The sequence below is a fragment of the Brucella oryzae genome, assembly GCF_041929965.1.
Lineage (GTDB): Bacteria > Pseudomonadota > Alphaproteobacteria > Rhizobiales > Rhizobiaceae > Brucella > Brucella oryzae.
In genome coordinates, this window is record NZ_JBHEEO010000001.1 from 12,287 (window position 1) to 39,141 (window position 26,855).

Here is a 26,855-nt window from a genome sequence, read left to right on the forward strand (position 1 = left end):
CTTACGTAACCTTGATGCGTGGATCGATGACCGCATAGGCCAGATCGGTCAGGATATTGACGATGATGACACAGGCGCCGATCACAAGCGTCGCGCCCATGATGACCGGATAGTCGCGGGTCTCGACCGCATTGATGAGGAGAAGCCCCATGCCCGGCCAGTTGAAGACGCTCTCGGTGAAGATCGCGCCGCCCACTGCAAGGCCGATGGTGGAGCCGATGAGGGTCACGACCGGCAGCATGGCGTTTCGCAAAGTATGCTTCACGACCACCCAGAATTCGCGCACGCCCTTGGCGCGTGCGGTGCGCACATAATCCTGATTGAGTGTTTCAAGCATGGAGGAGCGCATATAGCGCATGATGAGCGCTGCATGGCCGATGGAAAGCACGAGGGCTGGCAAGGCCAGATGGCGCAGCAGATCGGATATGGAGAAATCCGTCGCCGGTGTCAGCATTCCGCCGGACGGAGCCCATTTGAGGCGTACGGAAAAGATATAAAGGCCGAGCAGCGCCGTGAGAAAAGCGGGGCTGGAAATGCCAAGCAGGGCCAGCACCGAGAAGGAATAATCCGGCAGTGAATTGCGGCGCACGGCACTGATGATGCCGGTCGTGACGCCTATCACAATGGCAATGGCAAGACCGGCAGCCATCAGGAGAAGCGTCGGCCCGATGCGCGAGGCTATGAGGCCGGAAACGGTTTCGTTGAAGCGCTGCAGCGAATGGCCGAGATTGCCCTGCACGGCCTGTCCGAGCCAGGCGAGATACTGCACCGGCAAGGGGCGGTCGAGGCCGAGCTGTGCCCGCAATGCATCCATTTCCGTCTGGGTCATGGCGACATTGGGGTTGATATAGGCGTCGATCGGATCGCCGGGCGTCAGTTGCAGCAGGACAAAGATCAATATCGTCAGCGCCAGCAACATGCCGAGCCCTATGAGCAAGCGATGAAGGCAATAGCGGAGCATATAATTCTACAGCCTGTCGTTGGTGTTTGGATGCGAGGGGCCGGGACGGCGTCTTTACAAGTCGCCGTCAGCCCTGTCTGGTTGCAAATGGAGCGCTGTTATTCGGCTATCGACCACTTTTCCGGATGGGCCTGATAGGGGCCGCCAGCCGGTGCAGGTATCCAGACAAAATCCTTGAGCTTGTTGGATGCCACGCCGTAGCGGTTGGCAACCCACATCGTACCCCAGGGAAGATTGGCATTGGTCGCCTTGCAGACATCCTGATAGCGTGCATCGCGCTTGGCGGCGTCCGTTTCGGCAAGGGCAGCGTCAAGCGCCTGCGTCACTTCCGGCATACGGATGCGCATTATGTTGGAGCCTGCGGGCGGAATCTGCTTTTCGTTGAGGCCGATATTGATATTGGACGGATCAGGGCCGTTCTGCAGACCGGCGAAGATCAGCGGAAACTCACCCGCATTGCCGCCCTGCTTGTAAACGATGGAATTATAGGTCGGGGTATCGACCGTGCGCGGAACGATGTTGATGCCGACCTGTGCCAGCATAGCCTGCATCGCGGCCAGCACATTGGCGACGAGCGGCGAATTGTAATAGGTCAGGATGGGGATCGGCTTGTCGCCATTGATCTTGTCCCAACCTGCCTCATTGAGAAGCTGCTTGGCCTTTTCGGGGTCATATGCATAGGCATCGATCTCCTTCGGCACCAGACGGTCGGCAACATAGACGCAGTTTGCGGGCTTGGCCGCGCCGCCATAAAGGCTCTGGATGATTGCATCGCGGTTGATCGCGTACATGAAGGCTTGTCGGATCTTGAGGTCCTTCCAGAGCGGAACCTCCTGATTGAAGCCGACATAGTTGACCACGAAGGAGTCGCCTTCGATCACGTGAAAGGCGTTGTCGCTACTGAAAGTCGAAACATCATTGGAATCGACGTAAGTGAACTGGATTTCACCGGAACGCAGTGCAGCGATGGCCGCAGCCGGATCGGCGAAATAACGATTGATGAGCTTGTCCACCTGAGGTTTGCCGCCGCGATAATCGGGGTTGGCGGCAAGTTCGACATATTGATCGGCAACATATTTGTTGAATTTGAACGGGCCGGTCCCAATCGGTGAACTGGACCACCAGGCGTTCTTGGCAAGCTGTTCGGGCGGGATGGACGCCAGCGCATGTTCGGGCAACATCATCACTTTCGTGAGTGTGTCGAGCATGGAGGGGCTCGGGTCCTTGAGCTTTATCACCAGGGTCTTTTCATCGGGCGTGTCCACCGATGCGATGGAAGCGAGCCGGGCGGCGAAAACCGATCCTGTCTTGCCGTCCCTGGCGAGGTCGAAGGTGAATTTCGCATCCTTCGATGTAAACGGCTTGCCGTCATGCCATTTGGCGTCAGCAAGCTTGAAAGTATAGGTCAACTGGTCGGGGCTTATCTCGAAGGATTCCGCCAAATCGCCCACGATGTTTTCAAGCTTGTCGTCGTATATCACCAGCGGTTCGAAATAGGTGACGAGCCATGTGAAGCCGCCCGTCGCGGCCAGTGGATTGAAATTTCCCTGAAAGCCGCCGGGTCCGACGTCGAACCCGCCGGAAATCGTGCCTGCGGCCATGGCTGGCGCAACAGCATAAAGCGGCCCGGTGAGAACCGCTGCCGATAGGGCAAGTGCTGAATAAAAATTACGCAACCTCATGTTTTCCTCCCAGTCAATGAAGCGGTTCTGTTGAGGGCGATCACCTGATTGATGCCCGAATAGTGGCGGTCGAGCTGTTTGCGCACGGCGACCACATCGCCTGCTTCGATCGCATCCACGATTGCGACATGATCGCGCCATGTCGTTATTGGATCGATATTCTCCAGGTTCATGAAATTCGATGCCTTGTAGAAGGCAAGCCAGAACACTTCGATCAGGCGAAGCAGCATTTCATTGTCCTGACAGCGGAACAAAAGCTGGTGAAAGTGCCTGTCCTCTTCAGGAAAACCTTCGCCACGCTCTGCACGCTGCCGCATTTTCTCCAGCGTGTCGCGCAGTTCCCTGATGTCGTCTTCACCGATCAATTCAAGCGTCTTGTCGATGAGGCCGACTTCCAGAGCCCGGCGAATAGCGGTTACTTCCTCGATCTGCCGCAAGGCATCGCCAAGGCCGTAGGCCAGGTTCTCCAGCAGGGGCTCAAAAGAGAAGGCTTTCACGAAGACGCCGATGCCCCGGCGCGATTCCAGCACGCCCACCGATTCCAGCGCCTTGATCGCCTCGCGCACCGAATTGCGGCTGACGCCAAGTTGCGCGGCAAGCTCGCCTTCCGGCGGAAGGGGCGCGCCCGCCTTAAGGCCGTTATCCTCGATATAGGCACGCAGGCTCTCCTGAACCGATACGTGCAGCAAAGGTGCGCGCTTCAGGGGCTTGATCGGGTTTTTCATCTTCGTCTCCGGTTTGGACATGCGGGACTCCGATTGAGCTGACAACCATCAATTATCCACTTGTAGGATATCTGTCAATCGGATATTTAGAAATCAGTTATTCGACCATCATGGGAGATACGCGAAATGGCGGTTCGAGCGAAGGGGCTATCGCGCGAATGCGCGGCTTGCCACAGGATGCGGAGAAGGAATGGAGCATGAGCGAAGCGATATTCGACAGACTGCGGGGCAGGCTTATCGTCTCATGTCAGCCGGTGCCGGGAAGCCCGTTTGATAATGTGGCTTCGGTCGTCGCTTATGCGCAGGCAGTCGGGGCTTCTGGAGCAAGCGGATTGCGCATCGAAGGTGCAGCCAACGTCACGGCGGTCGTGCAGGCAGGCGATCTGCCGGTGATCGGTCTTATCAAGCGTGACCTTGATGACAGTCCTGTTCGTATCACGCCCTTTCTGGAAGATGTGAAGGCGCTTTGCGATGCGGGTGCGGCCATTGTGGCGGTTGATGCGACAGATCGGCCGCGCTCCGTTCCCGCAGCGGAGTTGATTGCCGAAATCAAGCGGCGGGGGCGGATCGCCATGGCCGATATTTCCACTCTCGCGGAAGCACAAAGTGCTCTGGCCGCAGGCGCCGACATTATCGGCACCACAATGTCAGGCTATACGGATGAAGCGCCGACGCCCAAAGACCCGGACCTCGATCTGGTCACGCACTGTTCTCGTCTGGGTGGCTTTCTCATCGCGGAGGGACGTTACAATAGCCCGCAGCAGGCAGGCGAAGCGATTCTTGCTGGAGCGGACGCCGTGGTTGTCGGCTCTGCCATTACGAGGCCTGAACATATCACCGGCTGGTTCCGCGATGCCGTTGAAAGTGCGGCAAAGCCGTCATCGCCGGTGCTTGCCTTCGATATCGGTGGAACCAAGACGCTGGCGGCGCTGGTCCGGGGCCGGGAAATCGTGGAACGCCGGGTCATGGCAACCCCTGTTCCGGTTGGCGGCGAACAATGGATCGAAGCCATAACCAGTCTCGCATCCGGCTGGCATGGGCGCTATCAGCGCGCAGCAATCGCCGTGACGGGACGCGTGGACGGGGAAGGGTGGTCTTCGCTCAATCCCGGAACACTTGCCATCCCGCAGGATTATCCGCTGGGGCGCAAGATTGGGGCAGTGCTTGGCGTTCCCGTCGAGGTGGTCAATGATGCGCAGGCGGCGGCATGGGGCGAATATCGCTTCGGCGCGGCGCGCAGGCGCGACATGGTGTTTCTCACGATTTCCAGCGGTATTGGCGGCGGTATCGTTCTCAATGGACGCCTGCTGCGCGGTGCGCGCGGCATTGCCGGAAGCCTGGGGCAGGTGCCGGTCGCCGGATCATCGGGGCTCGTGAGGTTGGAAACTTTGGGCTCCGGTTTCGGCATTGCCAAAAGGGCGCTTGAAGTGGGTCATGCGGGCGATGCGCGTGCGGTTTTTTGCGCTGCTGCGGCAGGCGAAAGCTGGGCGCATGGCATTCTTCAGGATGCGGCCTTGCATCTGGCCGCCGCCATTGCGGGTTTGCAGGCAGTCATCGACCCCGAATGCGTGGTGATTGGCGGTGGGGTTGGCCTGGCAGACGGCTTCCTCGATAGGCTGCGCGAAGCGCTTGCCAACCATCCCGCTGTCATGATTCCCGATCTTGTTGCCGCTGAACTGGGAACGGATGCCGGCATCATCGGTGTGGCCGATCTGGCAAAGGTAAGTTGCTGCCGCGATTGACGTCTAAAGCTTGGTATATGATCTGCCGTTAGAGCGCTTTGCCGCTGTGGATGCGACAGGCGTTCCAAAGCCGAGACCGTTCTCTACAAATTACTTGAATCAGCTTCGCCAGGTCAGGAAGCGTTTCTCAATTTGCCCGATGATGAAATTGACGATCAGTCCCATCACCGACAGGATTGTAACCCCGGCAAACAGCTTTTCAAGGTCGTAGAGCGATCCGGCTTCAAGAATATAGGAACCGACACCGAACTGGGCGCCGAGCATTTCGGCTGCGACCAGCAGAATGATGGCGATGGAGATCGACACCCGCAACCCGGACAGGATCGCAGGAAATGCGCCGGGCAGGATGATCTTGCGCACGATCGACCACCATCCAAGGCCGAAACTCTGGCCCATGCGCACAAGCGAACGATCTACATTATCGACTGCGCCGTAAGTGGCGACGACGGTGGGCGTAAAGGTGCCGAAGGCAATGAGCATGTATTTCGACATCTCGTCGATACCGAACCAGATCACGAAGAGCGGCAGGAGAGCGATCTTGGGGATCGGGAAGAGGGCGGCCACAAGCGGCACCAGACCGGCGCGTACATAGCTGAACAAGCCAATCATTACGCCGAGACCGACACCGACCGCGATGCCAAGGCTTGCACCGACGATAAGCCGCCGCAGCGATGGCAGCAGATGTTGCCACAAGAGACCGGTCTGCCAGAGCTGGACGAAGGTTTCCAGCACGGCGGAAGGGCGCGGCAATGTCAGATTGGATATGAAGCCGCTGCGGGTTCCGATTTCCGCGAGCGCCAGCAGCGCCACGAACAGGATCAGGGCCATATGGCGCACTGGTTGGGGCGCAAAGCCGCCGCCCCGGAAAGGAACGGGGCGAACATCCGGGCCGGGCTGCTTCATTTCTGCGATCTCAACCATTGATCAACTCCTGATCTGCCGCCTGCGCTTCCGCCCGCATCAGCTCCCAGAGCTGCTTCTGTTTTTCTTCAAGAACGGGGTCGCCAAGATGGCGTTCGGAAAGGGGAATATCGATGTCGACAATTTCCCTGATCCGTCCCGGCCTGCGCGAAAGCACCACGACCCGATGGCCAAGTCGGACCGCCTCGTTGAGATTGTGCGTGACATAGACCGAGGTAAATGGCTGGCGCGTCCACAGCGTGATCAGGTCGTCCATCAGCAGTTCCCGCGTCTGGCTATCAAGCGCCGACAAGGGTTCATCCATCAGCATGACGGCGGGGCGCACCGACAAGGCGCGCGCAATCGCCACGCGCTGGCGCATGCCGCCCGACAATTGCTTCGGCAGAGCCTGCCGGAAATCCGATAGCCGGGTGCGCTCCAGCACATTGGTCACGATCCTGTCCATTTCCGCCCGGCCAAGACCGTGATCCTCCAGCACCAGCTTGATATTTCCTTCTACGCTACGCCATGGCAGCAGCGCAAAATGCTGGAAAACATAGGTGAGGGGATTGAGCGACTCCTTCGGCGGCGAGCCGATCTGCAGCACCTCGCCCGAGGATGGCTTTTCAAGGCCACCCAGAAAACGCAGAAGCGTGGACTTTCCGCAGCCCGAAGGACCGATCAGGCAGACAATCTGCCCTTGCGGGATGGTAAGCGATATATCTTTCAGAACTTCGACCGGACCATAAAAATGGCTGATATTCTTAAGTTGCAGATCCATTTCCACTCCAGTCTTCGTGCCCGACATTATGCGCCGGGCACGGAATGTTCAGTCTCAGCGAAATTCAGCCGGTCTCAGATTGTCTTGACGTAGGATGTGTCGAACAGCTTTTCCTGTGTGACAGCTTCCTTGACCATGCCTTCGGACCGGAACCAGTCCAACTGCTCCACGCAGCTATTCAGCGACAGGGCAAGCCCCTTGTTGATGCGCATCGCGCCATCGATCAGGTTCTGCTTGGCGGTCTCGAACGGGCTGTCGCTTTCGACATATTTGTGCACGATCTTTGCGATGTCGTCGCGCGCGGCATCGTCTGCCGTGTTGTCGACGAAGGCCGCATTATAATCATCGATTGCCCTGGAATAGGCTTTGACGAAGGCTTCCGTCATGGCGCGCTCGTCGCTCGCATTCTTTGTGGACGTAAATGCCGTCGTGACCTGATAATCCGGCGCGTAATCAGAGACGAGGCCGATCTGCTTTGCAGCGCCTTCGCGGATAAGCTTCTTGGCGATATTGGGCTGAATGGCCCAGGAATCGATCTGCCCGGTTGACAGGGCGCCGACCACGGCGCCGAGCTTCTGCAGCGGGCGGAGCTGGATTTCAGAAAGCGGAATATTATTGGCCTTGGCGATCTTGTGCGCCATGAAATGGAATGACGATCCAGCCGTGGTGATGCCGAAACTGTGTCCCGCCAGCTTGGACGGTTCCGTAAGCCCAGCTTCATAGGACTTGTTAGAGGCCAGGATGACGTTTCCCGTAATGCCTTTTTCTTCTGCAAGCGCACCGCCGATGACCTTGATCGCGCCCTTGTCAGCCAGGCTGATAAGGCCGCCGCTCATCGCGGTTACGCCAAAATCGGCATCGCCGGAAGCAATGGCGACAGCCATGGGCTGGGCGGCTTCGAAGAATTTCAGTTCGATATCAAGCCCGGCATCTTTGAAATAACCGCGCTCATGCGCAATATAACTTGGCGCGTGGCTTGCCAGATGAAGCACAGCCAGATTGCGCGTGGCAGCGCGAGCAGGGGAGCCCAAAGCCGTGCTGATCCCCAGCGCGCCAAACCCCATCAATGTCTGACGGCGTGTCAGGGTGAAATCCATTCTGACATCTCCTCCGATGCGGTTGTCAGCCCGGCGCAATAGATTTCCTGCGAAGCCCGGCAAACAAAATTTCATTACGTCTCTGCCATGGAAAAATATGGAAGATTGCTTTCGCATAAAGCCACGTGGCTCGATTTTCAATAACATTAACGGTTAAGTTTCAGGTCTACGGATACCGATCTCATGGAGAAGTTGCAGTTTGAAATAGAACCCACCCCTGATGCGCACATCGATCACATAATATGTATTATGGAACTAAACAGTAGGAGATTGGGAAGCGACGGCGCCAAATGACTATTATGACGCAGCCATGAACCGTCGGTGTAACTTTTAGCGAATCAACACTTTTTTCAATACCGATCAAGTTGACATTCGAAAGCCGCAAATCATGGAAATTACGGCATTTTTCAGGTGTGTTCAGCAGCCATTCTGCTTTGTAAATCCGGTGAAAGTAGAGAATTCCGTACCAGAACATCAGTGCATAAATTTCGCAAGAAAACAGGAATATATTAATTAAGTCAAAGCGTTGATAAGTTCTCTTGCAAGTGGCGTTCTTATCCATAAGATGCGAGCCATTTCAAAAATTTCAAAGGAGGGGTTCTCAAGTGTATCGTAAATTTCTACTGACAGGTGTGTGTCTTCTGGCGCTGGCTGGTGCAGCTTCGGCTGAAGTCGTTCTCAATCGCGGCAACGACACCGATCCGGCGACGCTGGACCATCACCGCACGTCCACTATTGCGGAAGGCAATGTGCTGCGCGACCTCTATGACGGCCTGACCATTCAGGATGCCGACGGAAAGGCCATTCCCGGCGTGGCGAAATCCTGGGATATTTCCGAGGACGGCACGGTTTACACTTTCCATCTGCGTGACGATGCAAAATGGTCGAACGGCGATCCGGTTACAGCTGGAGATTTCCAGTTCACCTTCCGCCGCCTGATGGACCCGAAGACGGCCGCCGGCTATGCCAGCATGCTGTTCATCATCAAGAATGCCGAAGATATTGCCGGCGGCAAAAAGCCGACCGACCAGCTTGGCGTCGAAGCCGTTGATGACCACACGCTCAAGATCACGTTGAACGCCCCTGCTCCGTACTTTCTCGAGCTTCTGACCCACCAGACCGGCTTCCCGATGAACCAGAAAAGCGTCGAGGAAAATGGCGACAAGTTCACCACGCCCGGCAAGATGGTGACGAACGGCGCCTATATGCTGGAGAGCTTCACCCCGAACGACAAGATCGTGATGAAGAAGAATCCGCATTATTATGAAGCGGATCAAGTGAAGATCGATACGGTCAACTGGATACCCTTCGAGGACCGCGCAAGCTGCATGCGCCGCTTCGAGGCCAAGGAAGTGCAAATCTGCTCCGACGTTCCGGCCGAGCAGATGGACTATGTGAAGAAGAACCTGTCCAAGGAATTCCGCATGGCGCCCTATCTCGGCGTCTATTACCTGCCGGTCAAGGGCAAGACCGCGGACAGCAAGCTGAAGGATCCGCGCGTCCGACAGGCGATTTCCATGGCCATCGACCGTGACTTCATCGCCGATCAGGTCTGGCAGGGCACTATGCTTCCGGGCTATTCGATGGTTCCGCCCGGCATCGCCAATTATGTGAAGGATGCGCCGAAACTCGACTATTCCGACGATATGCTGGATCGTGAGGACAAGGCCAAGGCGCTGTTGAAGGAAGCGGGCGTCGAGCCGAACACGCTTTCGATCGAACTGCTGTACAACACCTCGGAAAACAACAAGAACACGATGGCCGCCATCGCCGATCAGCTTGGCAATATCGGTATCAAGGCCAAACTCAACGAAACCGAAGGTGCTACCTATTTCAACTTCCTGCGTGAAGACGGTCCGTTCGATATTGCCCGCGCCGGCTGGATCGGCGACTATAACGATCCGCAGAATTTCCTCTATATCAGCCAGAGCAATGTGAGCTTCAACTATTCCAAGGTGAAGAACGCCGATTACGACGCGCTGCTGGCGAAGGCCGAAAAAATTACCGATCTCAACGAGCGCGCAAAGGTTCTGGCCGAAGCCGAACAACTGAAGCTCGATGAGATGAGCAATATTCCAATTCTTTACTATTCGTCGCGCGCCCTCGTTTCGGACAAGATCGACGGTTGGAACGACAACCTGATGGACAGCCACAAGACGCGCTGGCTCTCGTTTAAACAATAAATTTTCAGCTTGGGCTGCGCCTGTCGGCGCGGCCCTTTTTTCTTTCGGTCAGAGAAGCCGAAGGGTCCCTCTTTTTACGGGGCGGTTTATTTAAAAATTATATGGGAGTTTTCTCAATGTCTCGCAGAGCTTTATTGGCTGGTGTTTGCCTTGCCTTACTGGCTGGCTCCGCTTCGGCTGAAACAGTTATTAATCGCGGCAACGACGCAGATCCTTCTACTCTGGATCAACAACTCACCACAACGGTTCAGGAGGACCGCGTTCTAAAGGATCTTTACGAAGGTCTTGTCGCACAGGATGCGAAAGGAGAGGCAATCCCCGGTGCAGCCTCGTCATGGGAAGTTTCGAAAGACGGTCTTACCTATACATTTCACATGCGTGAAAACGCCAAATGGTCGAATGGAGATCCCGTTACGGCGGGTGATTTCGAGTTCTCGTTTCGCCGTCTTATGGACCCCAAAACCGCTGCCGGCTATGCCAGCGTCTTTTATGCAATCAAGAACGCCGAACAGATAGCGACAGGCAAAATGCCGGTAGACCAGCTCGGCGTCAAAGCGCTCGATGACAAGACCCTACAGATTACGCTGAAAGACCCCGCCCCCTATTTCATTCAGCTCTTGACGCACAATACGGCCTATCCAGTAAATCCGAAGGCGGTCAAGGAATATGGCAGCAAGTTCACTCAGCCCGGAAAAATGATCAGCAATGGCGCTTATGAACTTGTCAGCTTCAATCCCAATGACAAGATCGTCATGAAAAAGAATCCCTATTACTGGGATGCCAGCCATGTGCAGATCGATCAGGTGAACTGGATACCATTCCAGGATCGCTCAAGCTGTATGCGCCGGTTTGAGGCAAAAGAGGTCGACATCTGTTCCGATGTCGCGGCTGAGCAGATGGATTATGTGAAGAAGAATTTTGGCAAGCAATTCCGTCACGCCCCCTATCTCGGAGTCTATTATATCGACATCAAGGGAAAGCCCGACAGCAAATTGCGCGATCCACGTGTAAGAGACGCTATTTCAATGGCGATTGACCGCCATTTCCTCTCGGAAGAGGTCTGGCGAGGTATCATGCTGCCAGGATATTCGATGGTACCACCCGGAATTGCAGATTACGTCAAGGAAACGCCCCGCCTTTCCTTTGCCGATGAAGATATTCTGGACCGTCAGGATGAGGCCAAAAAACTTTTGAAGGAAGCTGGCGTCACGCCTGGAAGTCTTTCGGTCGAACTGAGGTATGGCACTTCTGAAAACCACAAGAATACAATGGCGGCAATTGCCGATATGTTGAAGGATATCGGCATTAATGCCTCACTCAACGAGGTCGATGCGACGACCTATTTTAACTATCTCCAAGAGAAGGGCATGTTCGATATCGCCCGCGACGGATGGATCGGGGACTATAACGATCCCAATTCATTCCTGGAGCTGTTCAAGAGCAACAGCTATTTCAATTATGCCCAATGGTCGAACAAAGACTATGACGCATTGATGGCAAAAGCCGCAACCATGACTGATCTCGACGCAAGAGCAAAGGTACTCGCCGATGCCGAAAAGATTCTTCTTAAAGGCGCCAGTGTCGTTCCACTGCTCTATTACTCATCAACCGCATTGGTCGCCGACAAGGTTCAGGGTTACGACAATAACCTCATGAACTCACATGCCACGCGGTGGCTGTCGATTAAAAACTAAAACAAAAGATACCCTTAGTGGGATTTGCCGAACCGTCCCAAGGCAGTTCGGCAAAGAAGGGACAAAAACATGCTGGGCTATACGCTCCGACGATTGGGTAGTGCGATACCCACGATATTCATCATCATCACGCTGACGTTCTTTCTGATCCGGCTTGCGCCCGGCGGCCCCTTCGACCTTGAAAGGCCGATTGATCCATTGATCCTGGAGAACCTCAAAAAAGCCTATAATATGGATGCGCCGCTGTGGCAGCAGTATCTGATTTATCTGGGCAACCTTCTGCACGGCGATCTTGGACCGAGCTTCACGCGACGCGATTTCACCGTGAACGATCTTTTCGCTTCCGGCCTGCCGGTTTCAATCATGCTCGGCACCCTCGGCCTGACGCTTGCCGCAATCATCGGAACGTTTCTCGGCACGCTGGCCGCGCTGAAACAGAATTCGGCCATCGACTATTTTGTCGTTGCGCTGGCTACATTCGGCATCACCACGCCCAACTTCGTGGTGGCCCCCCTCCTCAGTCTCCTGTTCGGCGTCATTCTCGGATGGGTTCCGGCGGGCGGCTGGTCGTCGGCCAATATAACCTACTGGATATTGCCGGTTCTGACACTTGCATTGCCGCAAGTCGGCGTCATTGCGCGCCTCGTGCGCGGCGCGACCATCGAAGCATTGCGCGCCAATCACGTGCGCACCGCCCGCGCCTATGGCCTGCCTTCGCGCGTAGTTGTGGGCGTGCACGCCTTGCGCGCCGCCATGCTCCCTGCCGTCTCCTATCTTGGCCCAACCGCTGCAGCCCTTCTCACGGGTTCGGTCGTGGTCGAGACGATTTTCGGCATTCCGGGCATCGGTCGCTATTTCGTGCAGGGGGCGCTCAGCCGCGATTACACCCTCGTCATGGGAACCGTTGTCGTTATTTCGGTCTTCGTCGTGGTCTTCAACCTGATCGTCGATCTTCTTTATGCATGGCTTGATCCGAGGGTTCGCTATGACTGATCTTTCTGTACCGACGGAAACAGCCCAGCTGGAGGTTCCCAGCCGCTCACTCTGGCAGGATGCATGGCTGCGCCTGCGCAAGAACAAGGCTGCCGTGGCAAGCGCCATTGTCCTTCTTCTGATGGCTTTTATGGGCATATTCGGCCCGATGCTGAGCCCTCACCCCTATGACAAGATTTATCCGCAATTCGTGCGTGTAGCACCCAGCCTTGAGGCCTATCCGCGTGAAGACACGGTCATGCCGGGCCTTGAACGGGAACTCGCCCGCGCACGACTGAAAGCGTCCGGCGAACCGGAACTCTCCGGCGATAAGCTTGTTGTCGATGTAACGTCGCAACGTCCTACCGATGAACGTGTGCTGCGTTATTTCCAGCGCTCCGATCTTTTCAGCAACCCGAAGATCGAACTGGCCGCGGACGGTCTCAGCGGCAAGCTGACCCTCAACGTGGCGCGCAATTACTTCCTGCTCGGCACCGATAATCTGGGCCGCGATCTGATGACACGCATCTTCATAGGCGTGCGCATGTCGCTCGCCATCGGTCTGCTTGCCTCGGCCATGGCTCTGGTGCTCGGCGTCGGCTATGGCGCGATTTCCGGCTATCTTGGCGGGCGCATCGACAATGTGATGATGCGGCTGGTCGATATTCTCTATTCGCTGCCATTCATCTTCTTCGTGATATTGATGCTCGTCTTCTTCGGACGATCCATTTTCATCATCTTCATCGCCATTGGCGCGACGGAATGGCTGGATATGGCGCGCATCGTGCGCGGACAGACGTTGAGCCTCAAGCGTCAGGAATTCGTGCAGGCGGCGGAAGCGCTTGGCGCGACGCGGCGCGGCGTCATCACCCGCCATATCATTCCCAATGCGCTCGGCCCGGTTATCGTTTTCGTGACGCTTCTGGTGCCGAAGGCAATCCTGCTTGAAAGTCTCCTCTCCTTCCTCGGCCTCGGCGTTCAGGATCCCCTCACCTCTCTGGGGCTGCTGATTTCCGAAGGTGCCCAGAACATGCGCGGCGCAAGCTGGCAATTGATCTGGCCTGCTGTAACGCTCACCATCATCCTGTTTGCGCTGAACTTCCTTGGCGACGGCCTGCGCGACAGCCTTGACCCGAAGGACCGCTGAGATGACAGTCGAAAACATTCTGAGCGTGCGCGACCTGCGCGTTACCTTCGACACGCATGACGGGCCGGTGGAGGCCGTGCGCGGCATCGATCTCGACGTCAAAGCCGGAGAAACCATCGCCATTGTGGGCGAATCCGGCTCCGGCAAGAGCCAGACCACCATGGCGATGATGGGTCTTCTGGCCCAGAACGGCAAGGCGACTGGCCAGGCGCTCTATCGCGGCCAGGATCTGATCGGCATGTCCGAAAAGAAGCTGAACAATATCCGCGGCGCAAAGATCACCATGATCTTTCAGGAGCCGATGACCTCGCTCGATCCGCTTTACCGGATCGGCGACCAGCTTGCCGAACCGCTTCGCTATCATCGCGGCATGAACAGGAAGCAGGCGCGCCCGCGCATTCTTGAACTGCTCAAGCTGGTTGGCATTCCCGAACCGGAGCGGCGCATCGACAGCTACCCTTATGAACTGTCGGGCGGGCAGCGCCAGCGCGTCATGATCGCCATGGCGCTTGCCAACGAACCCGACATCCTGATCGCGGACGAACCGACGACCGCGCTCGACGTCACCATTCAGGCGCAGATTCTCGACTTGCTAGCCGACCTGCAAAAGCGGCTTGGCATGGCAGTGGTCTTCATCACGCACGATCTTGGCATCGTGCGGCGCTTTGCCGACCGGGTCTATGTGATGCGTTCGGGCGAAGTGGTTGAAACCAACGATACGGAAAAGCTCTTCACCACGCCGGAGCATCCCTATACGAAGATGCTGCTCGATGCGGAGCCGGAAGGTGAAAAGGCCCCTCCCCGCGACGATTCCCCGGTGCTTGTGCGCGCAGACAATGTGAAGGTCAATTTCCTCATCAACAAGCCATGGATTGGCGCTGCAAACTATCTCACAGCCGTCAACAATGTCTCGCTGACGCTGAAGGAAGGCCAGACCATCGGTATCGTAGGTGAATCCGGTTCCGGCAAATCAACGCTTGGCCGCGCCATTCTGCGTCTTCTCCCGTCAGAAGGTCGCATTGCTTATCTTGGCAAGGAATTGCCGACGGAATCGCAGGCAATGCGTCCGAAGCGCCGCGAATTGCAGCTCGTCTTTCAGGATCCGTTCGGTTCGCTCAGCCCGCGCATGACCGTTGGGCGCATCATCACCGAAGGGCTTCTGATCCACGAACCGAACCTTTCGGCAAAGGAACGTGATCGCCGTGCGCAGGAAGCCTTGCGGGAGGTTGGCATGGACCCGGCCATGCGCAACCGCTATCCGCATGAGTTTTCCGGTGGCCAGCGCCAGCGCATCGCCATTGCGCGCACGATGATCCTGAAACCGCGTGTGATCGTTCTTGATGAGCCGACAAGTGCGCTGGACCGTTCGGTACAGAAGCAGATCGTCACCCTGCTGCGCGACCTCCAGAAGGATTATGGCCTCTCTTACCTCTTCATCAGCCACGATATGGCGGTCGTGCGTGCGGTCTCGGACTATGTGATCGTGATGAAGAACGGAAAAATCGTCGAACAGGGCGATACCGGACAGGTCTTCGATCATCCACGCGAAGATTACACCAAAGCCCTGATGGCCGCAGCGCTCAGCGAAGAGCGCTTCGGGACATGACATCATGACGGAATAAAAAGTGAAAAGGGCCTGATTTCAGGCCCTCAGGCTGCTGACAAACCTCCGGCAGGGTCAAAATGACCTCAGATTCACGGAACGTCCCAGATTCAGAACGTGAACAAATCGGAATCAAAACCCCTCGTTTTTGACTGCTTCCAAAAATCGAGGGGTTTGTAATCAATCTGAGGGCCTGATTTCAGGCCCTTTTTCATGTGGAAGAACTCAGGCGACGCTGTGCAGTTCCGTGCAGACCTTATTACGGCCCATATGCTTGGCGCGATAAAGTGCGGCATCGGCCCTGCGGAAGACCATCTGGAAATCATCGTCTCCCGGTGTACAAAAAGCAATTCCGGCACTGGTCGTCGTTGAAAATTCTCCAGCCGAAGCCTCGAAGGCAATCGCTGCAAAAGCTTTGCGGATGGTGTCGGCCAGAGCGAGAACATCGCTATTATGCTTCTGCCTCAGGATCAGAACGAACTCCTCGCCGCCGATACGAGAGATGAGGGCCGCGCCTTTGACATGGCTGCGCAGAACATCGGAGAAGGTGCCCAGCACCTGATCGCCTACAATGTGACCATGCGTATCATTGATGGATTTGAACGCATCGAGATCGAAGATCACGACTGAATCCCCGAGCTGCAGTTCATTATCGTCCAACACGTCGTAAAGCGCGCGTCGGTTCAGCAGTCCGGTCAGACTGTCGGTGCGTGCCTCGTTGGCATGACGGCGCGCAATGCGCGACTGGGTGAAATTCAGTGACAGCGCGCCAATGCCCGTAATACCAATGATGACGGTAATGGCATTGATATCTTCGGCCCAATTGCTCGGGATCGCAGTCATGATCCATTGTCGTTCATGCAGGATGACAGCGCCGCACAGAAAGAACGAAACCGCCGTCAGGGTATAAAGAACGATCATGCCTATGACCGGGACCGGCGCTTCCCGATAGACATGGAAATATTCCTTTACCGTTAGCAGGAGTAACAGAGCCGAAGTCAGGTTGAAGATCGCCGTGCCGGTGCCCGTCTGTCCGGCCAGAATAGGCAGCGTCGTTGCGCATATGACGGCAATCGCCAGAACGAACAGAAAGCTCCGTTTTATCGGACGTCCGGAAATCTGCCGCGATCCGACGATCAGGAAGATGAAACCAACGCTCTCCAGACCGAAAGCGACAATGGAGGCCGTGGCCAGCGGCAAAGGCCCCGCATAGTAAAGCACAGCCCCCGTGCCGAGCAAAATCATGCCGAGGCAGCCCCAGAGCAGAAATTTGTCACGTGAGTTCTGATACCAGACACTCAGGATCGTCGCCGCGACCGCCAAAGAGCAGATGCCTGCCGCAAAAAACATCGTGTTCTGATCGAGTCCCAATGAGCGCTCCCCCACCGCATGCGCGTTGCACAGTCAAGTGTAGTTCAGCTCTCGATAATAAGCGATAAATAATATGCATATATCGAGCAGGCATCGACTGACATGATGTCGTATCTATACAGAACAGATATGATATGGTTAATAATCGCCGCATATGGGTTTGGTAAAAGAGATCGAGATGTTGAAAATTGCACTGATCACAAGCAGTCTGACACTTCTTGCTGCTGCCTCGTCTTTTGCCGACGAACAGAAAATCGAAGGTGTGGGCCTCGGCAGGGAAATCACCTGTGAATCTGGAGATGTCGGGATCTACGGTGCGGAGAATACCGTCAAGCTCATGGGAGAATGCGGCCACGTGACCGTTCACGGCGTTTCCCATAAGGTGACCTTTGAAAACACCCGGAAGATTTCGATATCCGGAACGAACAACACGGTTTCAGGCGGAGCAACGCAAAATCTGATCGTGGAAGTGTCGAACAATCTGGTAACCGCGACCTTGAAGAAAGGAACGGAACCTTCAGTTCTGGAGGTATCGGGCGCAGAGAACATCGTCAATGTGAAGATCGATGGACCTTCGCAATTCGACGTCAGCGGCGCCAACCATCAGGTGACCTGGTCGCTTGCCGACGGCTCCACCGAACCGACAATCTCGATCTCCGGCGCAGATAACGATGTAACCAGGGCTAATTGATACGCAATTTCGCCTGCACGGCACCGTGAAGAAGTGCCGTGCAGGCTATCGATTTAAGCTGCCAGCGATGCCATATCGATGACGAAACGATAGCGCACGTCGCTCTTTAGAACGCGCTCATAGGCTTCGTTGACCTGCTGGATATTGATCTTCTCGATTTCCGAAACAATGTTGTGCTGACCGCAGAAGTCCAGCATTTCCTGCGTTTCCTTGATCGAGCCGATCATCGATCCTGCGAGCGACTTGCGACCGGGAATGAGCGAAAACGCATGCACCGGCACCATATGCTCCGGAGCGCCGACCACAACCATCGTGCCATTTACCTTGAGCAGGCCAAGATAAGCATTCCAGTCAATGGCAACGCCAACCGTGCAGATGATGAGATCGAACGATCCTGCCAGATTCTCGAAGGTGGCAGGATTACTGGTGGCATAATACTCGTGGGCACCAAGTCTGAGGCCGTCTTCCTTCTTGGAAAGTGACTGGCTCAGAACCGTTACATGCGCACCCATGGCATTGGCGAGCTTGACGCCCATATGCCCGAGCCCACCCATGCCGATGATTGCGACCCGCTTGCCGGGACCGGCATTCCAGTGACGTAGCGGCGAGTAGAGCGTAATGCCAGCACAAAGCAGCGGTGCCGCTGCATCGAGCGGAAGATTATCCGGCATGGAAAGGACATAGCCTTCCTTGACGACGATATGGTCGGAATATCCGCCCTGCGTCCGCTCCTTTCCCTCCGCATCGAATGTATTGTAGGTCTGGATGAGGCCCGGAAGATACTGCTCGTTGTCCACATCGCGGCTGGCGCAGCCGACACAGGAATCCACGAAGCAGCCGACGCCTACCTTGTCACCGACCCTGAACTTGGTGACCGCTTCGCCGACTGCAGTGACAATGCCCGCGATTTCATGTCCCGGAACAATAGGATAAACGGCATTCTTCCATTCATTACGGACGGTATGGATGTCGGAATGGCAAACACCGCAATACTGGATCGAGATGACCACGTCATCCGCATTGGGTTCACGTCGTTCAAAAGTGAACGGAACCAACGGTTCATCTGCATCCGTAGCAGCGTAACCTCTTGCTATGGCCATGTTAGTCTCCATTTATTGGGTTTGGAAAGCACACGGAATATGCCGGAAGCAAGGGCAGATGCGGTAGACCAATCCTGCAAGCTTCTTGCACGATCCTGCAAAACTGCCTGCTTCACGATTGCTGATGTATGCCTGCCTGATCAATAATTGCTGTACTCTATCTCATCTGAAGCGGATCACCTATGACGTCACTGAGAGACACCTATAATGAGCTGGCCGCTCTGGCTGAGCGTTTCACCGGACAGGACGGTGAATATCGCACACCAATCGAAGGTCTGGGGATCAGCAGGCGGACAACGCCAAGCATCCCATGCCATAGCAGCTATCGGCCCTGTCTCGCCATGGTTCTGCAGGGCGCGAAATCCCTGCGTCTCGGTTCCGAGACGATCAACTACACCAAGGGCGAATATCTGGTGACGTCACTCGACCTGCCCGTCACATGGCGGGTGGTGGAGGCAAGCCCGGAAGCGCCGCATCTTTGTCTGGCCCTCGCCATCGACAGCGAAAAGCTCACCGACCTGATCGGGCGCGCCGACGTTCGCAGGCACATGATGACCGACGGCGATCAATGGGGCATCGCCGTCAATGCCGCGCCTGCGGGACTGCTGGATGCGGCCCTGCGTCTGCTGCGCCTTCTCGACAGCCCTGCCGACATTCCAGTGATGGCCCCTCTGATCGAACAGGAAATTCTCTATCGTCTTCTGACAGGTCCGGGCGGCGAACGACTGATCAATATCGCAACTGCCGACAGCCAGGCTAACCGGATAGCGCGGGCAATCGCATGGCTTCGGCAAAACTTTGCCGCACCATTGCGGATCGAACAGCTTGCCGAGCACGTCAATATGAGCGCGTCGTCCTTTCACCATCATTTCAAGGCGATCACGGCAATGACGCCAGTTCAATATCAAAAGCAGCTGCGTCTGAACGAAGCACGCAGACTGATGCTGGTCGAGCGGCTGGATGCCGGTACGGCTGGCCACCGCGTAGGTTATCAAAGCCCTTCGCAATTCAGCCGCGAATATAGCCGCTTCTATGGAAACCCGCCCATGCGCGACATCGAAGCGGCTTAGATAGGGTTGCAGGAAAACGACGGAAATCTCATTCCGCCCTCAGCCTGCAGACGAGCCTCTTTCGGCTTGACGCTCTACAGCCTCGTGCCGGAGGATCATCAGCTCCGACGGATCGGAACCAGTAGCGGCTTTTTACGTTGAAAGCCGTGGCTGGAAGTGCCCATTATGGTGAAGTCGTGTTTCTCACATGACAGAGTGAAACGAAGGGAGGCCAGAAAAATGAAGGCACGCACAGCGACCGTCGGCGATCTTGAAAGTGTTTTTCACGACCTTTCAAGGCGCATGGCCATCGAATATATCGCCGCTGGTAAGGATACAAAGGCGGCTTATGACAATCTAATGATGAATTTGCGGGAAGGTCGTGCGCACGCTTTGCTACAAAGCGACAAGGCGGTCGCTATCATCGCCTGGAACGAAGCAGACGGCGCAACAGAAACGCTTTTTGCGGCGAAGGAAGAATTCTTCAACCGAAATACAGTGCGTTTCTGTAAGCGGCATATCCGGCAGATTCAAGCTCTGGCAGGCGATCTGCCGGTCCATTCGCGAAGCTGGCTGGACCGTTCCGACATTGTGAAATGGTTCAAAATCATCGGCTATGTGGAGAAGGGAACAGATAACGGTGCCAGACTTTTCGAACTGCCGGCCCGCCGCGACGGCATAGTCGCCGCATGATTTTTGCTGTCAAGCAATTCCGGCGGCATTCCGCCCGCTTCCTGAAGAACAAGTGGTTTCTGTTTTTATAAAAATGTAATAAATCAATAAGATATGCTAGGCATCGGAAAGATACCAAGTAATTGCAAAGAAAGGTCAGTTTATTCCCTGATGTGGTTTACGGATTTGAAGCCCCTGAACGCAGATGCCATGCAAATGACAGGAACTTCAAATCCACCGTATTAGCTTTAACGCATTTCTGACGATTAGCTGTTATTTTGGATTATAATCGCCAATCGGGAGAAACCATGGCTTGGAAATTCATGTTTGCCAGCGCCGTTCTTGCTGTTGCGCGGACGATACCGAGGATTTACGTCGCGCCCAAGGGACCAGTTGTTGTCTCCGATAATGCGATGGAAATGGAACTGAAATCGGCGCCAATCAACCCCGACTGGGTACTGGAGGGCAATCCGCAGGCGCGTTCCAGCGAGCAATCGGCCAGTAAGGACCGTGCGGCCTATACAGCCATTTGGGATTGCACTGCAGGCACCTTCCGCTGGTATTTCGGTTGGGATGAAACCGTATATATTCTGGAAGGCGAAGTCCACGTTACAGACGCAGACGGCGGCACACGTACCCTGCGGACTGGCGACGTTGCCTATTTTCGCGGTGGCACATGGGCAACCTGGAAAATTGACACCTATCTGCGCAAGGTCGCTTTCATGCGACGTACTTTGCCAGCGCCGGCTTCGTTCATCTATCGGGCAAGCGACGCGATAAAGCGCCGACTGAGCCGCCGGAACGGTTCGCTCAACTAATTACTGGTTTGTGATCGAGACGGGCACTGCATCCACGCTCATCAGATTGACGGTTAACCTCAATTTTCAGTATAAACCAATGACTGCTTTCGCGGTGCATGATGGGAATGGGGTTCTCCCGAAACTGCCAGTAATTGGCTGATGACTCCTGCCGGAACAGGAGAAGAGTGCGTCGCAAGACTTTTCGAAGCAATTTCATCAAGCTTCCGGAGGTTATCGATCACGCCTCCACCCATTATTGAATGGACACAGAACAATGCAAGCAACCCTCATGGTGGCGCTCGGTGGAGCGATTGGAAGTGTAGCGCGATATTGGCTTGCCCTCTTGATGTTGCCGATAAGCCGCGAACTTCCCTGGGGCACTATCGTCATCAATATTGTCGGCTCTTTCGCAATTTCGTTTTTCGGCGCTTTGACGCTGGAACAAGGCCGCTTTCCCATAGCCGAGATCTGGCGTATCACCTTCATGGTGGGCGTGTGCGGTGGCTTCACCACTTTCTCGTCATTCAGCCTTCAAACGATGGATCTTCTGCGCACTGGCCAACCCGGTAAGGCGCTGTTCAATATTGGTTTTTCGGTCCTCCTTTGCCTCATCGCCGTATGGCTCGGTCTCCTCGCTGCAGAACGCTTCAATGGCGGTATCGAACAGGTCGCACAGAATGTGATCGAAGAAGAAGCATCCTAGGCATCGCGTAAGCAATGCAATGAAGCCCTTATCATTCGCGCGCAGGCTTTAGAAAACAGTACTTTTTCTCTCTGAACTGCATTGCCAGATATGGGCAATCATTCCAGTTTTCGGTGAGACATGCGTGTTCGGGCTTTGCCATTTCATCGATCGTGCACTTCTCGTTTTTACAGGCTTCTATATAGACTTTTCCGGTTTCGACATGCGCCGCAGCGATGACGGTCCTGCCCTTTGGAAGCGTCAGCTTGTCAAATGCATCAATCATCTTTCGCTGCTGAAGAAGCGTGCCGGAATCAGGCTGTCTGGAAATAGTCATCTCACCTGCCTGAAGCATGTATTTATTATACTCACTGAACTGCTCATCATCACATGACAGCTGGCCGTCCACTGAGATGAGTGACGCCTCGCTTTTCAGAGGCAATAAAAAAGACGCAGTGATGAGAAACACAAAGAACAGCGATGGTAGTCCCATCAAAAGGACGGACTTACCTGTTTTCATTTGCTGCGACCTGTTCCGGTTATTTCGATCATTACGGATAGTTTCATATCCTGGGCTTGCTCCATTTAGTAATTAAACCAAAGCATGCTTCTATTACCTATGCAGAAGGCAAATGAGTCATAAGAAAAATAAAACAAATCAATGATGCATGAAAGAGCGCATGGCGGAGGGGGTGGGATTCGAACCCACGGTACAGTCTCCTGCACGCCGGTTTTCAAGACCGGTGCCTTAAACCGCTCGGCCACCCCTCCAGGCGATTGTTTTATCGATGCTTTCCCGCAGTGTGGAAAAGCAGCAAACCGAAGCAAGCTATCGATTTGCGCCCAATCGCTCAGCGAGTGACTTCTTAGCAGTTTTTCTTCTCGCGTCAACGTGCACTGTTTCATTTGCCAGCATTCTGAACATTGGCAAACAAAATTACCGGCAGGCCCCGGTCACAAAAGCTCGATCCAGCTCTCAAAGTACAACTTTCTATGCCAACGCCATGGCCAACGGTAGAAACCGCACTAAGTTCTTTCACGCAGCCTCAATCGCAGATTGCCGTTCCGGTATGATTCAACACGGAGGATTCCCCATGCAGCAGAAAATCCAGGAAGATATGGAAGTCATCGGAGCCGATGGTGTGCATGTCGGCACAATTGACCGCATTGAAGAAAACCGCATCAAACTGAAAAAGACCGATAATTCCGGCCTGCATAGCGACCATCATCATTATATCGAACTCGGCTTCGTTGCCGACGTCGAAGGTAACAAGGTGAGACTATCTGCCAATGCCGATGTGGCTGTAACCTTGGAAGAAGAAGCTTCGGGGCGTCCGGTCGATCTTTGACGCCAACCTCAAAATCTACTCATAACACGGAGCCGCAAGCTGCCGTGTTATGAGATGTCCCACCTCTTCTGCCCCTTCATCGTCCTTCTGCATTGTTGCAGATCGAGACTTCGATCTGATAGAAATGCATTGTCAAAATGCCGCAAGGAAACGACCGAACTTGTCCTTTTCCTTATTGCGACATAAACTTGAGTATAATAATCAAAATAAGAAGATGGGAAGCTATGAGTCTGGATTCCGTAAAGGCATTTTTTGCAACCAAAGCGCCTGAAATCGAAGTGATCGAGCTGCCGACGAGTACCGCCACTGTTGTTCTGGCGGCCGAAGCGCATGGTGTGGAACCGGGGCAGATTGCCAAGACACTTTCCTTTTCGGCCAAGGACCAGACCATTCTCATCGTTACGCGCGGCGATGCGCGTATCGATAATCGCAAGTTCAAGGATCAATTCGGAACCAAGCCGCGCATGCTGGATGCCGAAACCGTTCTTGCTGAAACCAGCCATCCGGTCGGAGGGGTATGTCCGTTCGGTCTGCCAAGCGCTCTGCCCGTTTACTGCGATGTATCGCTGAAGAGTTTCGAGGAAGTTGTACCCGCAGCCGGAGCGACCAATAGCGCCGTGCGCATTGCCCCGCATAAAATGGCTGAACTGGTCAGCGCCGAATGGATAGACGTTTGCCAGTAGGCCGAAATAGGCTTTTGCAGCGTGCCTGGGAGGAACTCGCAGTTAATTGATACCGGTAACAACTTTTCCCCTTTAAAGGTGAGAAAAGATTTCATATATTTTAAGAACGATTCTAAAGTGGGTTAAGAAGCAGATACCTGCTTTAGTGCATGATCCGATTGAGCCTTGAACCTTTCCGGATCGCAAATGCGACAAGACCAGAATTTTGGAGCAATTCCGAAACAGGGATAAACCGCTTTCGGTTTGGAATTGCGAACTCAAGGATTGGAGCATTGTGGTCCTCGGCATCGAGGCATGCAATTGCTCCGAGACGTGCTGAAAGGAACAGTGATGCGTCTTACCCGCCAGACGAATTATGCCGTTCGTATGCTCATGTACTGCGCCGCCAATGACGGCAAGCTCAGCCGCATTCCCGAAATTGCGCGTGCTTACGGTGTTTCTGAGCTGTTTTTGTTCAAGATTCTTCAGCCTTTGGTTGAACATCAGCTCGTGGAAACTGTACGTGGCCGCAATGGCGGCGTGCGCCTCGGACGTGCTGCAAAAGACATTTCGCTGTTCGACGTCGTGCGTGTGACCGAAGAAAACTTCGCCATGGCAGAGTGCTTCGAAAATGAGGCCACCGAATGCCCGCTGGTCGATAGCTGCGCACTTAATTCAGCGCTCCGTGAAGCGCTCAATGCCTTCTTCGGCGTGCTGATGAAGTACAGCATTGCAGATCTCGTCAAGGCGCGCCCGAATGTGCGGCACCTGCTCGGCCTCGATGAAATGGAAGAAGAGCGCGTCGCGAGCTGACGGTTCAACGCAACGTTTGAAATAAAAAGGTCCGGCTTGATGCCGGACCTCAGATTGATTACAAACCCCTCGATTTTTGGAAGCAGTCAAAAACGAGGGGTTTTGATTCCGATTTGTTCACGTTCTGAATCTGGGACGTTCCGTGAATCTGAGGTCATTTTGACCCTGCCGGAGGTTTGTCAGCAGCCTGAGGTCCGGCTTGATGCCGGACCTTTTTTATTCTGCGGCTGCGCGATAAGCCGATTGCGGTAGCACGAAAGGCACGCCCCTTTCCGGTGGAATGCCCACGCGTAACGTGCATTCATAGACACGTTCGAGCCGTTCGTCGGTCAGTGCTTCGCGCGGTGTGCCGATCACATCGAGCTTGCCCCTGTTCATGACTGCAATACGGTCGGCGAACATGGCAGTCAGGTTTAGATCATGCAGGATAGCGATCACCCCGCCGCCTGCCGCCGCGAAATCCTTCGCAATCTCCATCACGACGATCTGGTGGCGTATATCGAGGCTTGAAATCGGCTCGTCGAGAAAGAGATAGCGCGCCTTCCCATCCACGACCGGTTTCCAGACCTGGCAAAGAACACGGGCAAGCTGCACCCGCTGCTGTTCTCCTCCGGAAAGCTCCTGATAAAGTCGTCCTCCGAAGCTAGCGAGATCAACCCTCTGTAAGGCAAGATCGGGCAAGCGTTTCTCTTCATCACGAGAAACGCCGCTATAGCCGCCTGTAAGCCCGATTTTCACGATCTCACGAACCGTGAAGGGAAACGACAAGGCGCTTGCCTGTGGAAGCACTGCCCGGCGTGCTGCCATTTGCCATGGCTTGAATTCTGCAAAGGACCGGCCATCCAGACAGGCTGTCCCAGTATAGGCAATATCACCGGAAAGAGCGCGCAACAGTGTGGTCTTGCCGGAACCGTTCGGTCCGACGATTGCAGTCACCTTGCCCGGCTTAGCCGAAAAGGCGATGTCGCTGATGATGGTCTTGCCCGACAGGCTTACGCCCAATGCCTTTGTTTCGATCATGATGGCCTCACAGATCAAGCAGGCCGCGCTGGCGCAGCAATATCCAGAGGAAGAACGGCGCGCCGAAAAGCGCGGTGATGATGCCGATCGGTAATTCTGCCGGAGCCACAATCGTGCGGCTTACCGCATCCGCCAGTAGCAGAAGAGTAGCGCCCAACAGAGCCGACGCTGGCAGGAGATAACGATGGTCCGGCCCTATGCTGAGGCGCAACATATGCGGCACAACGATGCCGATAAAGCCGATCCCGCCCGCAACGGCCACCGTCGCGCCGGTAGCGGCAGCCACCGTGACGATGGCAATGTTTTTGACGCGCTGCACCTGAATGCCGAGATGGCCGGCAGCAGCCTCGCCTAAAGCCAAAGCATTGAGACCGCGCGCAAGCAAAGGCGAAACCACCAGAATTATGGCGATGATCGGCCCAGCAGCGCCAATCTTTGCCCAGGTGGAACCGGCAAGCGAACCGAGACCCCAGAATGTCAGGTCGCGCAATTGCCGGTCATCGGCCAGATAGATGAGTGCGCCGGTCGCAGCGCCCGCCAGGGCACCAAGCGCTATACCTGCGAGCAGCATGGTTGCAACAGAGGTGCGCCCGCGACGCGTCGCGACACGATAGAGCAGCAAAGTGCTGGCAAGCCCACCCAGAAATGCTGCGAGCGGCAACGCATAAACACCGAGGATCGCAATAATGGGCGCGAGAAACGTGCCGCCCAGAACGATCATCGATACAGCGCCAAGACCAGCACCAGCGGACACACCGACAAGCGCCGGATCGGCCAGCGGATTGCGAAAAAGCCCCTGCATCACAGCGCCGGAAACGGCGAGCCCCGCCCCTATCAGCATGCCCATGACGATACGCGGCAGGCGGATCTCCATGATAATCAGATGATCGCGGCGAAATGCATCCGCGCCTTCGGCTGCGCCGGAGGAGGTCAGAGCGCGCAAAACCGAAAGCACGGACGCGTCTGAAGCGCCTGCCGTCAGGCTGAACAAAGCTGCGATGCATAAAGCAACTGCGAGCATTATGATGGCGAGCCGCGCACGTGCCGCGCGGTCTATCGTGACGCCATCGTTGGAGGTAGTGACGTCATTATCTGAATGGCGCGCTGCAAAGCGCTGTTCGTGCGCTGCGCGACTTTGGCTGGTCATTTCGAATAATCC

At 55.3% G+C, this 26,855-nt stretch carries 27 protein-coding genes, 1 tRNA gene and 1 riboswitch; of the genes, 15 read left to right on the plus strand and 13 right to left on the minus strand.

Annotated elements, in window-relative coordinates:
- Window position 1 precedes the first annotated feature (1 nt).
- The 3 genes from JNC70_RS00065 to JNC70_RS00075 form a co-directional block, all read right to left on the minus strand.
- The gene (locus JNC70_RS00065) at window positions 2-961 is read right to left on the minus strand and encodes an ABC transporter permease (RefSeq protein WP_104754572.1); all 960 of its coding nucleotides are present in this window, start codon (window positions 959-961) and stop codon (window positions 2-4) included.
- 98 nt (window positions 962-1,059) lie between these two features.
- Window positions 1,060-2,643: an ABC transporter substrate-binding protein gene (locus tag JNC70_RS00070; RefSeq protein ID WP_104754573.1), complete on the minus strand. Its 1,584-nt coding sequence runs from the start codon at window positions 2,641-2,643 to the stop codon at window positions 1,060-1,062.
- Window positions 2,640-3,389 (minus strand): FadR/GntR family transcriptional regulator, encoded by a 750-nt coding sequence (locus JNC70_RS00075; RefSeq protein WP_104754574.1) that lies wholly within the window; start codon window positions 3,387-3,389, stop codon window positions 2,640-2,642. Before JNC70_RS00075 ends, JNC70_RS00070 begins: the two co-directional genes overlap by 4 nt.
- A 176-nt stretch (window positions 3,390-3,565) precedes the next feature.
- Here JNC70_RS00075 and JNC70_RS00080 point away from each other — a divergent pair, with 176 nt between their 5' ends.
- Window positions 3,566-5,110: a putative N-acetylmannosamine-6-phosphate 2-epimerase gene (locus tag JNC70_RS00080; protein WP_104754610.1), complete on the plus strand. Its 1,545-nt coding sequence runs from the start codon at window positions 3,566-3,568 to the stop codon at window positions 5,108-5,110.
- 99 nt (window positions 5,111-5,209) lie between these two features.
- On the opposite strand, the gene JNC70_RS00085 is transcribed toward JNC70_RS00080, so the two are convergent.
- From JNC70_RS00085 to JNC70_RS00095, 3 genes are all read right to left on the minus strand, one after another.
- Window positions 5,210-6,031, minus strand: coding sequence for an ABC transporter permease (locus JNC70_RS00085; protein ID WP_104754575.1), 822 nt, complete (start codon window positions 6,029-6,031; stop codon window positions 5,210-5,212).
- A complete protein-coding gene (locus JNC70_RS00090) occupies window positions 6,024-6,791 on the minus strand; it encodes an ABC transporter ATP-binding protein (RefSeq protein ID WP_104754576.1) in 768 nt (255 codons plus the stop codon). Before JNC70_RS00090 ends, JNC70_RS00085 begins: the two co-directional genes overlap by 8 nt.
- 74 nt (window positions 6,792-6,865) lie before the next feature.
- On the minus strand, window positions 6,866-7,888 hold the full coding sequence (locus tag JNC70_RS00095) for an ABC transporter substrate-binding protein (RefSeq protein WP_104754577.1): 1,023 nt from the start codon (window positions 7,886-7,888) through the stop codon (window positions 6,866-6,868).
- Window positions 7,889-8,493: 605 nt separating this feature from the next.
- Between JNC70_RS00095 and JNC70_RS00100 the strand changes: the two genes are divergently transcribed.
- The 5 genes from JNC70_RS00100 (at window position 8,494) to JNC70_RS00120 (ending at window position 15,490) form a co-directional block, all read left to right on the plus strand.
- Entirely contained in the window at window positions 8,494-10,071 is a 1,578-nt protein-coding gene (locus JNC70_RS00100) for a peptide ABC transporter substrate-binding protein (protein ID WP_104754578.1), read from the plus strand.
- Between the two features lie 116 nt (window positions 10,072-10,187).
- A complete protein-coding gene (locus JNC70_RS00105) occupies window positions 10,188-11,765 on the plus strand; it encodes a peptide ABC transporter substrate-binding protein (RefSeq protein WP_104754579.1) in 1,578 nt (525 codons plus the stop codon).
- A gap of 69 nt (window positions 11,766-11,834) precedes the next feature.
- The gene (locus tag JNC70_RS00110) at window positions 11,835-12,758 is read left to right on the plus strand and encodes an ABC transporter permease (RefSeq protein WP_104754580.1); all 924 of its coding nucleotides are present in this window, start codon (window positions 11,835-11,837) and stop codon (window positions 12,756-12,758) included.
- A complete protein-coding gene (locus JNC70_RS00115; RefSeq protein WP_104754581.1) occupies window positions 12,751-13,884 on the plus strand; it encodes an ABC transporter permease in 1,134 nt (377 codons plus the stop codon). The genes JNC70_RS00110 and JNC70_RS00115 overlap by 8 nt, the downstream gene beginning before the upstream one ends.
- 1 nt (window position 13,885) lies before the next feature.
- Window positions 13,886-15,490 carry an ABC transporter ATP-binding protein gene (locus JNC70_RS00120; protein WP_104754582.1) on the plus strand — a complete coding sequence of 535 codons (1,605 nt, stop codon included), beginning with the start codon at window positions 13,886-13,888 and terminating at the stop codon, window positions 15,488-15,490.
- Here the strand turns inward: JNC70_RS00120 and JNC70_RS00125 are convergent.
- Both JNC70_RS00125 and JNC70_RS00130 read right to left on the minus strand, forming a co-directional pair.
- Window positions 15,465-15,668, minus strand: coding sequence for a hypothetical protein (locus JNC70_RS00125; protein ID WP_374788534.1), 204 nt, complete (start codon window positions 15,666-15,668; stop codon window positions 15,465-15,467). The two genes, JNC70_RS00120 and JNC70_RS00125, sit on opposite strands and share 26 nt — an antisense overlap.
- Before the next feature lie 44 nt (window positions 15,669-15,712).
- The gene (locus JNC70_RS00130) at window positions 15,713-16,858 is read right to left on the minus strand and encodes a GGDEF domain-containing protein (RefSeq protein WP_104754583.1); all 1,146 of its coding nucleotides are present in this window, start codon (window positions 16,856-16,858) and stop codon (window positions 15,713-15,715) included.
- A gap of 178 nt (window positions 16,859-17,036) precedes the next feature.
- Here JNC70_RS00130 and JNC70_RS00135 point away from each other — a divergent pair, with 178 nt between their 5' ends.
- A complete protein-coding gene (locus JNC70_RS00135) occupies window positions 17,037-17,549 on the plus strand; it encodes a DUF3060 domain-containing protein (protein ID WP_104754611.1) in 513 nt (170 codons plus the stop codon).
- Window positions 17,550-17,602: 53 nt separating this feature from the next.
- On the opposite strand, the gene JNC70_RS00140 is transcribed toward JNC70_RS00135, so the two are convergent.
- On the minus strand, window positions 17,603-18,649 hold the full coding sequence (locus JNC70_RS00140; RefSeq protein WP_104754584.1) for an NAD(P)-dependent alcohol dehydrogenase: 1,047 nt from the start codon (window positions 18,647-18,649) through the stop codon (window positions 17,603-17,605).
- Window positions 18,650-18,831: 182 nt separating this feature from the next.
- Between JNC70_RS00140 and JNC70_RS00145 the strand changes: the two genes are divergently transcribed.
- From JNC70_RS00145 to crcB, 4 genes are all read left to right on the plus strand, one after another.
- Window positions 18,832-19,719 (plus strand): AraC family transcriptional regulator, encoded by an 888-nt coding sequence (locus JNC70_RS00145; RefSeq protein ID WP_104754585.1) that lies wholly within the window; start codon window positions 18,832-18,834, stop codon window positions 19,717-19,719.
- A 219-nt stretch (window positions 19,720-19,938) separates the two neighbouring features.
- Complete coding sequence (locus JNC70_RS00150; protein WP_104754586.1) at window positions 19,939-20,391, plus strand: hypothetical protein; 453 nt, start codon at window positions 19,939-19,941, stop codon at window positions 20,389-20,391.
- A 287-nt stretch (window positions 20,392-20,678) separates the two neighbouring features.
- A complete protein-coding gene (locus JNC70_RS00155; protein WP_104754587.1) occupies window positions 20,679-21,188 on the plus strand; it encodes a cupin domain-containing protein in 510 nt (169 codons plus the stop codon).
- A 94-nt stretch (window positions 21,189-21,282) separates the two neighbouring features.
- Window positions 21,283-21,346, plus strand: a riboswitch (Fluoride riboswitch).
- 98 nt (window positions 21,347-21,444) lie between these two features.
- Window positions 21,445-21,873 (plus strand): fluoride efflux transporter CrcB, encoded by a 429-nt coding sequence (gene crcB / locus JNC70_RS00160; protein WP_104754588.1) that lies wholly within the window; start codon window positions 21,445-21,447, stop codon window positions 21,871-21,873.
- Between the two features lie 31 nt (window positions 21,874-21,904).
- On the opposite strand, the gene JNC70_RS00165 is transcribed toward crcB, so the two are convergent.
- A complete protein-coding gene (locus tag JNC70_RS00165; protein WP_104754589.1) occupies window positions 21,905-22,372 on the minus strand; it encodes a hypothetical protein in 468 nt (155 codons plus the stop codon).
- A gap of 161 nt (window positions 22,373-22,533) precedes the next feature.
- Window positions 22,534-22,623 (minus strand) — tRNA-Ser (locus tag JNC70_RS00170).
- 323 nt (window positions 22,624-22,946) lie between these two features.
- On the opposite strand from JNC70_RS00170, the gene JNC70_RS00175 reads away from it, so the two are divergent.
- The 4 genes from JNC70_RS00175 to JNC70_RS00190 all read left to right on the plus strand — a co-directional run bounded on the left by JNC70_RS00175 (window position 22,947) and on the right by JNC70_RS00190 (window position 24,928).
- Window positions 22,947-23,201: a DUF2171 domain-containing protein gene (locus tag JNC70_RS00175; protein ID WP_104756846.1), complete on the plus strand. Its 255-nt coding sequence runs from the start codon at window positions 22,947-22,949 to the stop codon at window positions 23,199-23,201.
- A gap of 224 nt (window positions 23,202-23,425) precedes the next feature.
- Complete coding sequence (locus tag JNC70_RS00180) at window positions 23,426-23,884, plus strand: YbaK/EbsC family protein (protein WP_104756847.1); 459 nt, start codon at window positions 23,426-23,428, stop codon at window positions 23,882-23,884.
- A 330-nt stretch (window positions 23,885-24,214) separates the two neighbouring features.
- Entirely contained in the window at window positions 24,215-24,676 is a 462-nt protein-coding gene (gene rirA, locus JNC70_RS00185; RefSeq protein WP_104756848.1) for an iron-responsive transcriptional regulator RirA, read from the plus strand.
- A gap of 57 nt (window positions 24,677-24,733) precedes the next feature.
- Window positions 24,734-24,928, plus strand: coding sequence for a hypothetical protein (locus tag JNC70_RS00190; RefSeq protein ID WP_374788535.1), 195 nt, complete (start codon window positions 24,734-24,736; stop codon window positions 24,926-24,928).
- Here JNC70_RS00190 and JNC70_RS00195 read toward each other — a convergent pair.
- Both JNC70_RS00195 and JNC70_RS00200 read right to left on the minus strand, forming a co-directional pair.
- The gene (locus JNC70_RS00195; RefSeq protein WP_104756849.1) at window positions 24,893-25,696 is read right to left on the minus strand and encodes a heme ABC transporter ATP-binding protein; all 804 of its coding nucleotides are present in this window, start codon (window positions 25,694-25,696) and stop codon (window positions 24,893-24,895) included. The genes JNC70_RS00190 and JNC70_RS00195 overlap by 36 nt on opposite strands.
- A 7-nt stretch (window positions 25,697-25,703) precedes the next feature.
- Window positions 25,704-26,843 (minus strand): FecCD family ABC transporter permease, encoded by a 1,140-nt coding sequence (locus tag JNC70_RS00200; protein ID WP_104756850.1) that lies wholly within the window; start codon window positions 26,841-26,843, stop codon window positions 25,704-25,706.
- Window positions 26,844-26,855 lie beyond the last annotated feature (12 nt).

Excerpts from the sequence above, each read along its gene's own strand:
- JNC70_RS00110 (WP_104754580.1), top strand. The coding sequence starts at position 11,835 with ATGCTGGGCTATACGCTCCGACGATTGGGTAGTGCGATACCCACGATA.
- JNC70_RS00115 (WP_104754581.1), top strand. The coding sequence starts at position 12,751 with ATGACTGATCTTTCTGTACCGACGGAAACAGCCCAGCTGGAGGTTCCC.
- rirA (WP_104756848.1), top strand. The coding sequence starts at position 24,215 with ATGCGTCTTACCCGCCAGACGAATTATGCCGTTCGTATGCTCATGTAC.
- JNC70_RS00095 (WP_104754577.1), bottom strand. The coding sequence starts at position 7,888 with ATGGATTTCACCCTGACACGCCGTCAGACATTGATGGGGTTTGGCGCG.
- JNC70_RS00070 (WP_104754573.1), bottom strand. The coding sequence starts at position 2,643 with ATGAGGTTGCGTAATTTTTATTCAGCACTTGCCCTATCGGCAGCGGTT.
- JNC70_RS00090 (WP_104754576.1), bottom strand. The coding sequence starts at position 6,791 with ATGGATCTGCAACTTAAGAATATCAGCCATTTTTATGGTCCGGTCGAA.
- crcB (WP_104754588.1), top strand. The coding sequence starts at position 21,445 with ATGCAAGCAACCCTCATGGTGGCGCTCGGTGGAGCGATTGGAAGTGTA.
- JNC70_RS00195 (WP_104756849.1), bottom strand. The coding sequence starts at position 25,696 with ATGATCGAAACAAAGGCATTGGGCGTAAGCCTGTCGGGCAAGACCATC.
- JNC70_RS00085 (WP_104754575.1), bottom strand. The coding sequence starts at position 6,031 with ATGGTTGAGATCGCAGAAATGAAGCAGCCCGGCCCGGATGTTCGCCCC.
- JNC70_RS00080 (WP_104754610.1), top strand. The coding sequence starts at position 3,566 with ATGAGCGAAGCGATATTCGACAGACTGCGGGGCAGGCTTATCGTCTCA.
- JNC70_RS00135 (WP_104754611.1), top strand. The coding sequence starts at position 17,037 with ATGTTGAAAATTGCACTGATCACAAGCAGTCTGACACTTCTTGCTGCT.
- JNC70_RS00180 (WP_104756847.1), top strand. The coding sequence starts at position 23,426 with ATGAGTCTGGATTCCGTAAAGGCATTTTTTGCAACCAAAGCGCCTGAA.
- JNC70_RS00105 (WP_104754579.1), top strand. The coding sequence starts at position 10,188 with ATGTCTCGCAGAGCTTTATTGGCTGGTGTTTGCCTTGCCTTACTGGCT.
- JNC70_RS00075 (WP_104754574.1), bottom strand. The coding sequence starts at position 3,389 with ATGTCCAAACCGGAGACGAAGATGAAAAACCCGATCAAGCCCCTGAAG.
- JNC70_RS00145 (WP_104754585.1), top strand. The coding sequence starts at position 18,832 with ATGACGTCACTGAGAGACACCTATAATGAGCTGGCCGCTCTGGCTGAG.
- JNC70_RS00065 (WP_104754572.1), bottom strand. The coding sequence starts at position 961 with ATGCTCCGCTATTGCCTTCATCGCTTGCTCATAGGGCTCGGCATGTTG.
- JNC70_RS00120 (WP_104754582.1), top strand. The coding sequence starts at position 13,886 with ATGACAGTCGAAAACATTCTGAGCGTGCGCGACCTGCGCGTTACCTTC.
- JNC70_RS00155 (WP_104754587.1), top strand. The coding sequence starts at position 20,679 with ATGGCTTGGAAATTCATGTTTGCCAGCGCCGTTCTTGCTGTTGCGCGG.
- JNC70_RS00150 (WP_104754586.1), top strand. The coding sequence starts at position 19,939 with ATGAAGGCACGCACAGCGACCGTCGGCGATCTTGAAAGTGTTTTTCAC.
- JNC70_RS00140 (WP_104754584.1), bottom strand. The coding sequence starts at position 18,649 with ATGGCCATAGCAAGAGGTTACGCTGCTACGGATGCAGATGAACCGTTG.
- JNC70_RS00165 (WP_104754589.1), bottom strand. The coding sequence starts at position 22,372 with ATGAAAACAGGTAAGTCCGTCCTTTTGATGGGACTACCATCGCTGTTC.
- JNC70_RS00175 (WP_104756846.1), top strand. The coding sequence starts at position 22,947 with ATGCAGCAGAAAATCCAGGAAGATATGGAAGTCATCGGAGCCGATGGT.
- JNC70_RS00200 (WP_104756850.1), bottom strand. The coding sequence starts at position 26,843 with ATGACCAGCCAAAGTCGCGCAGCGCACGAACAGCGCTTTGCAGCGCGC.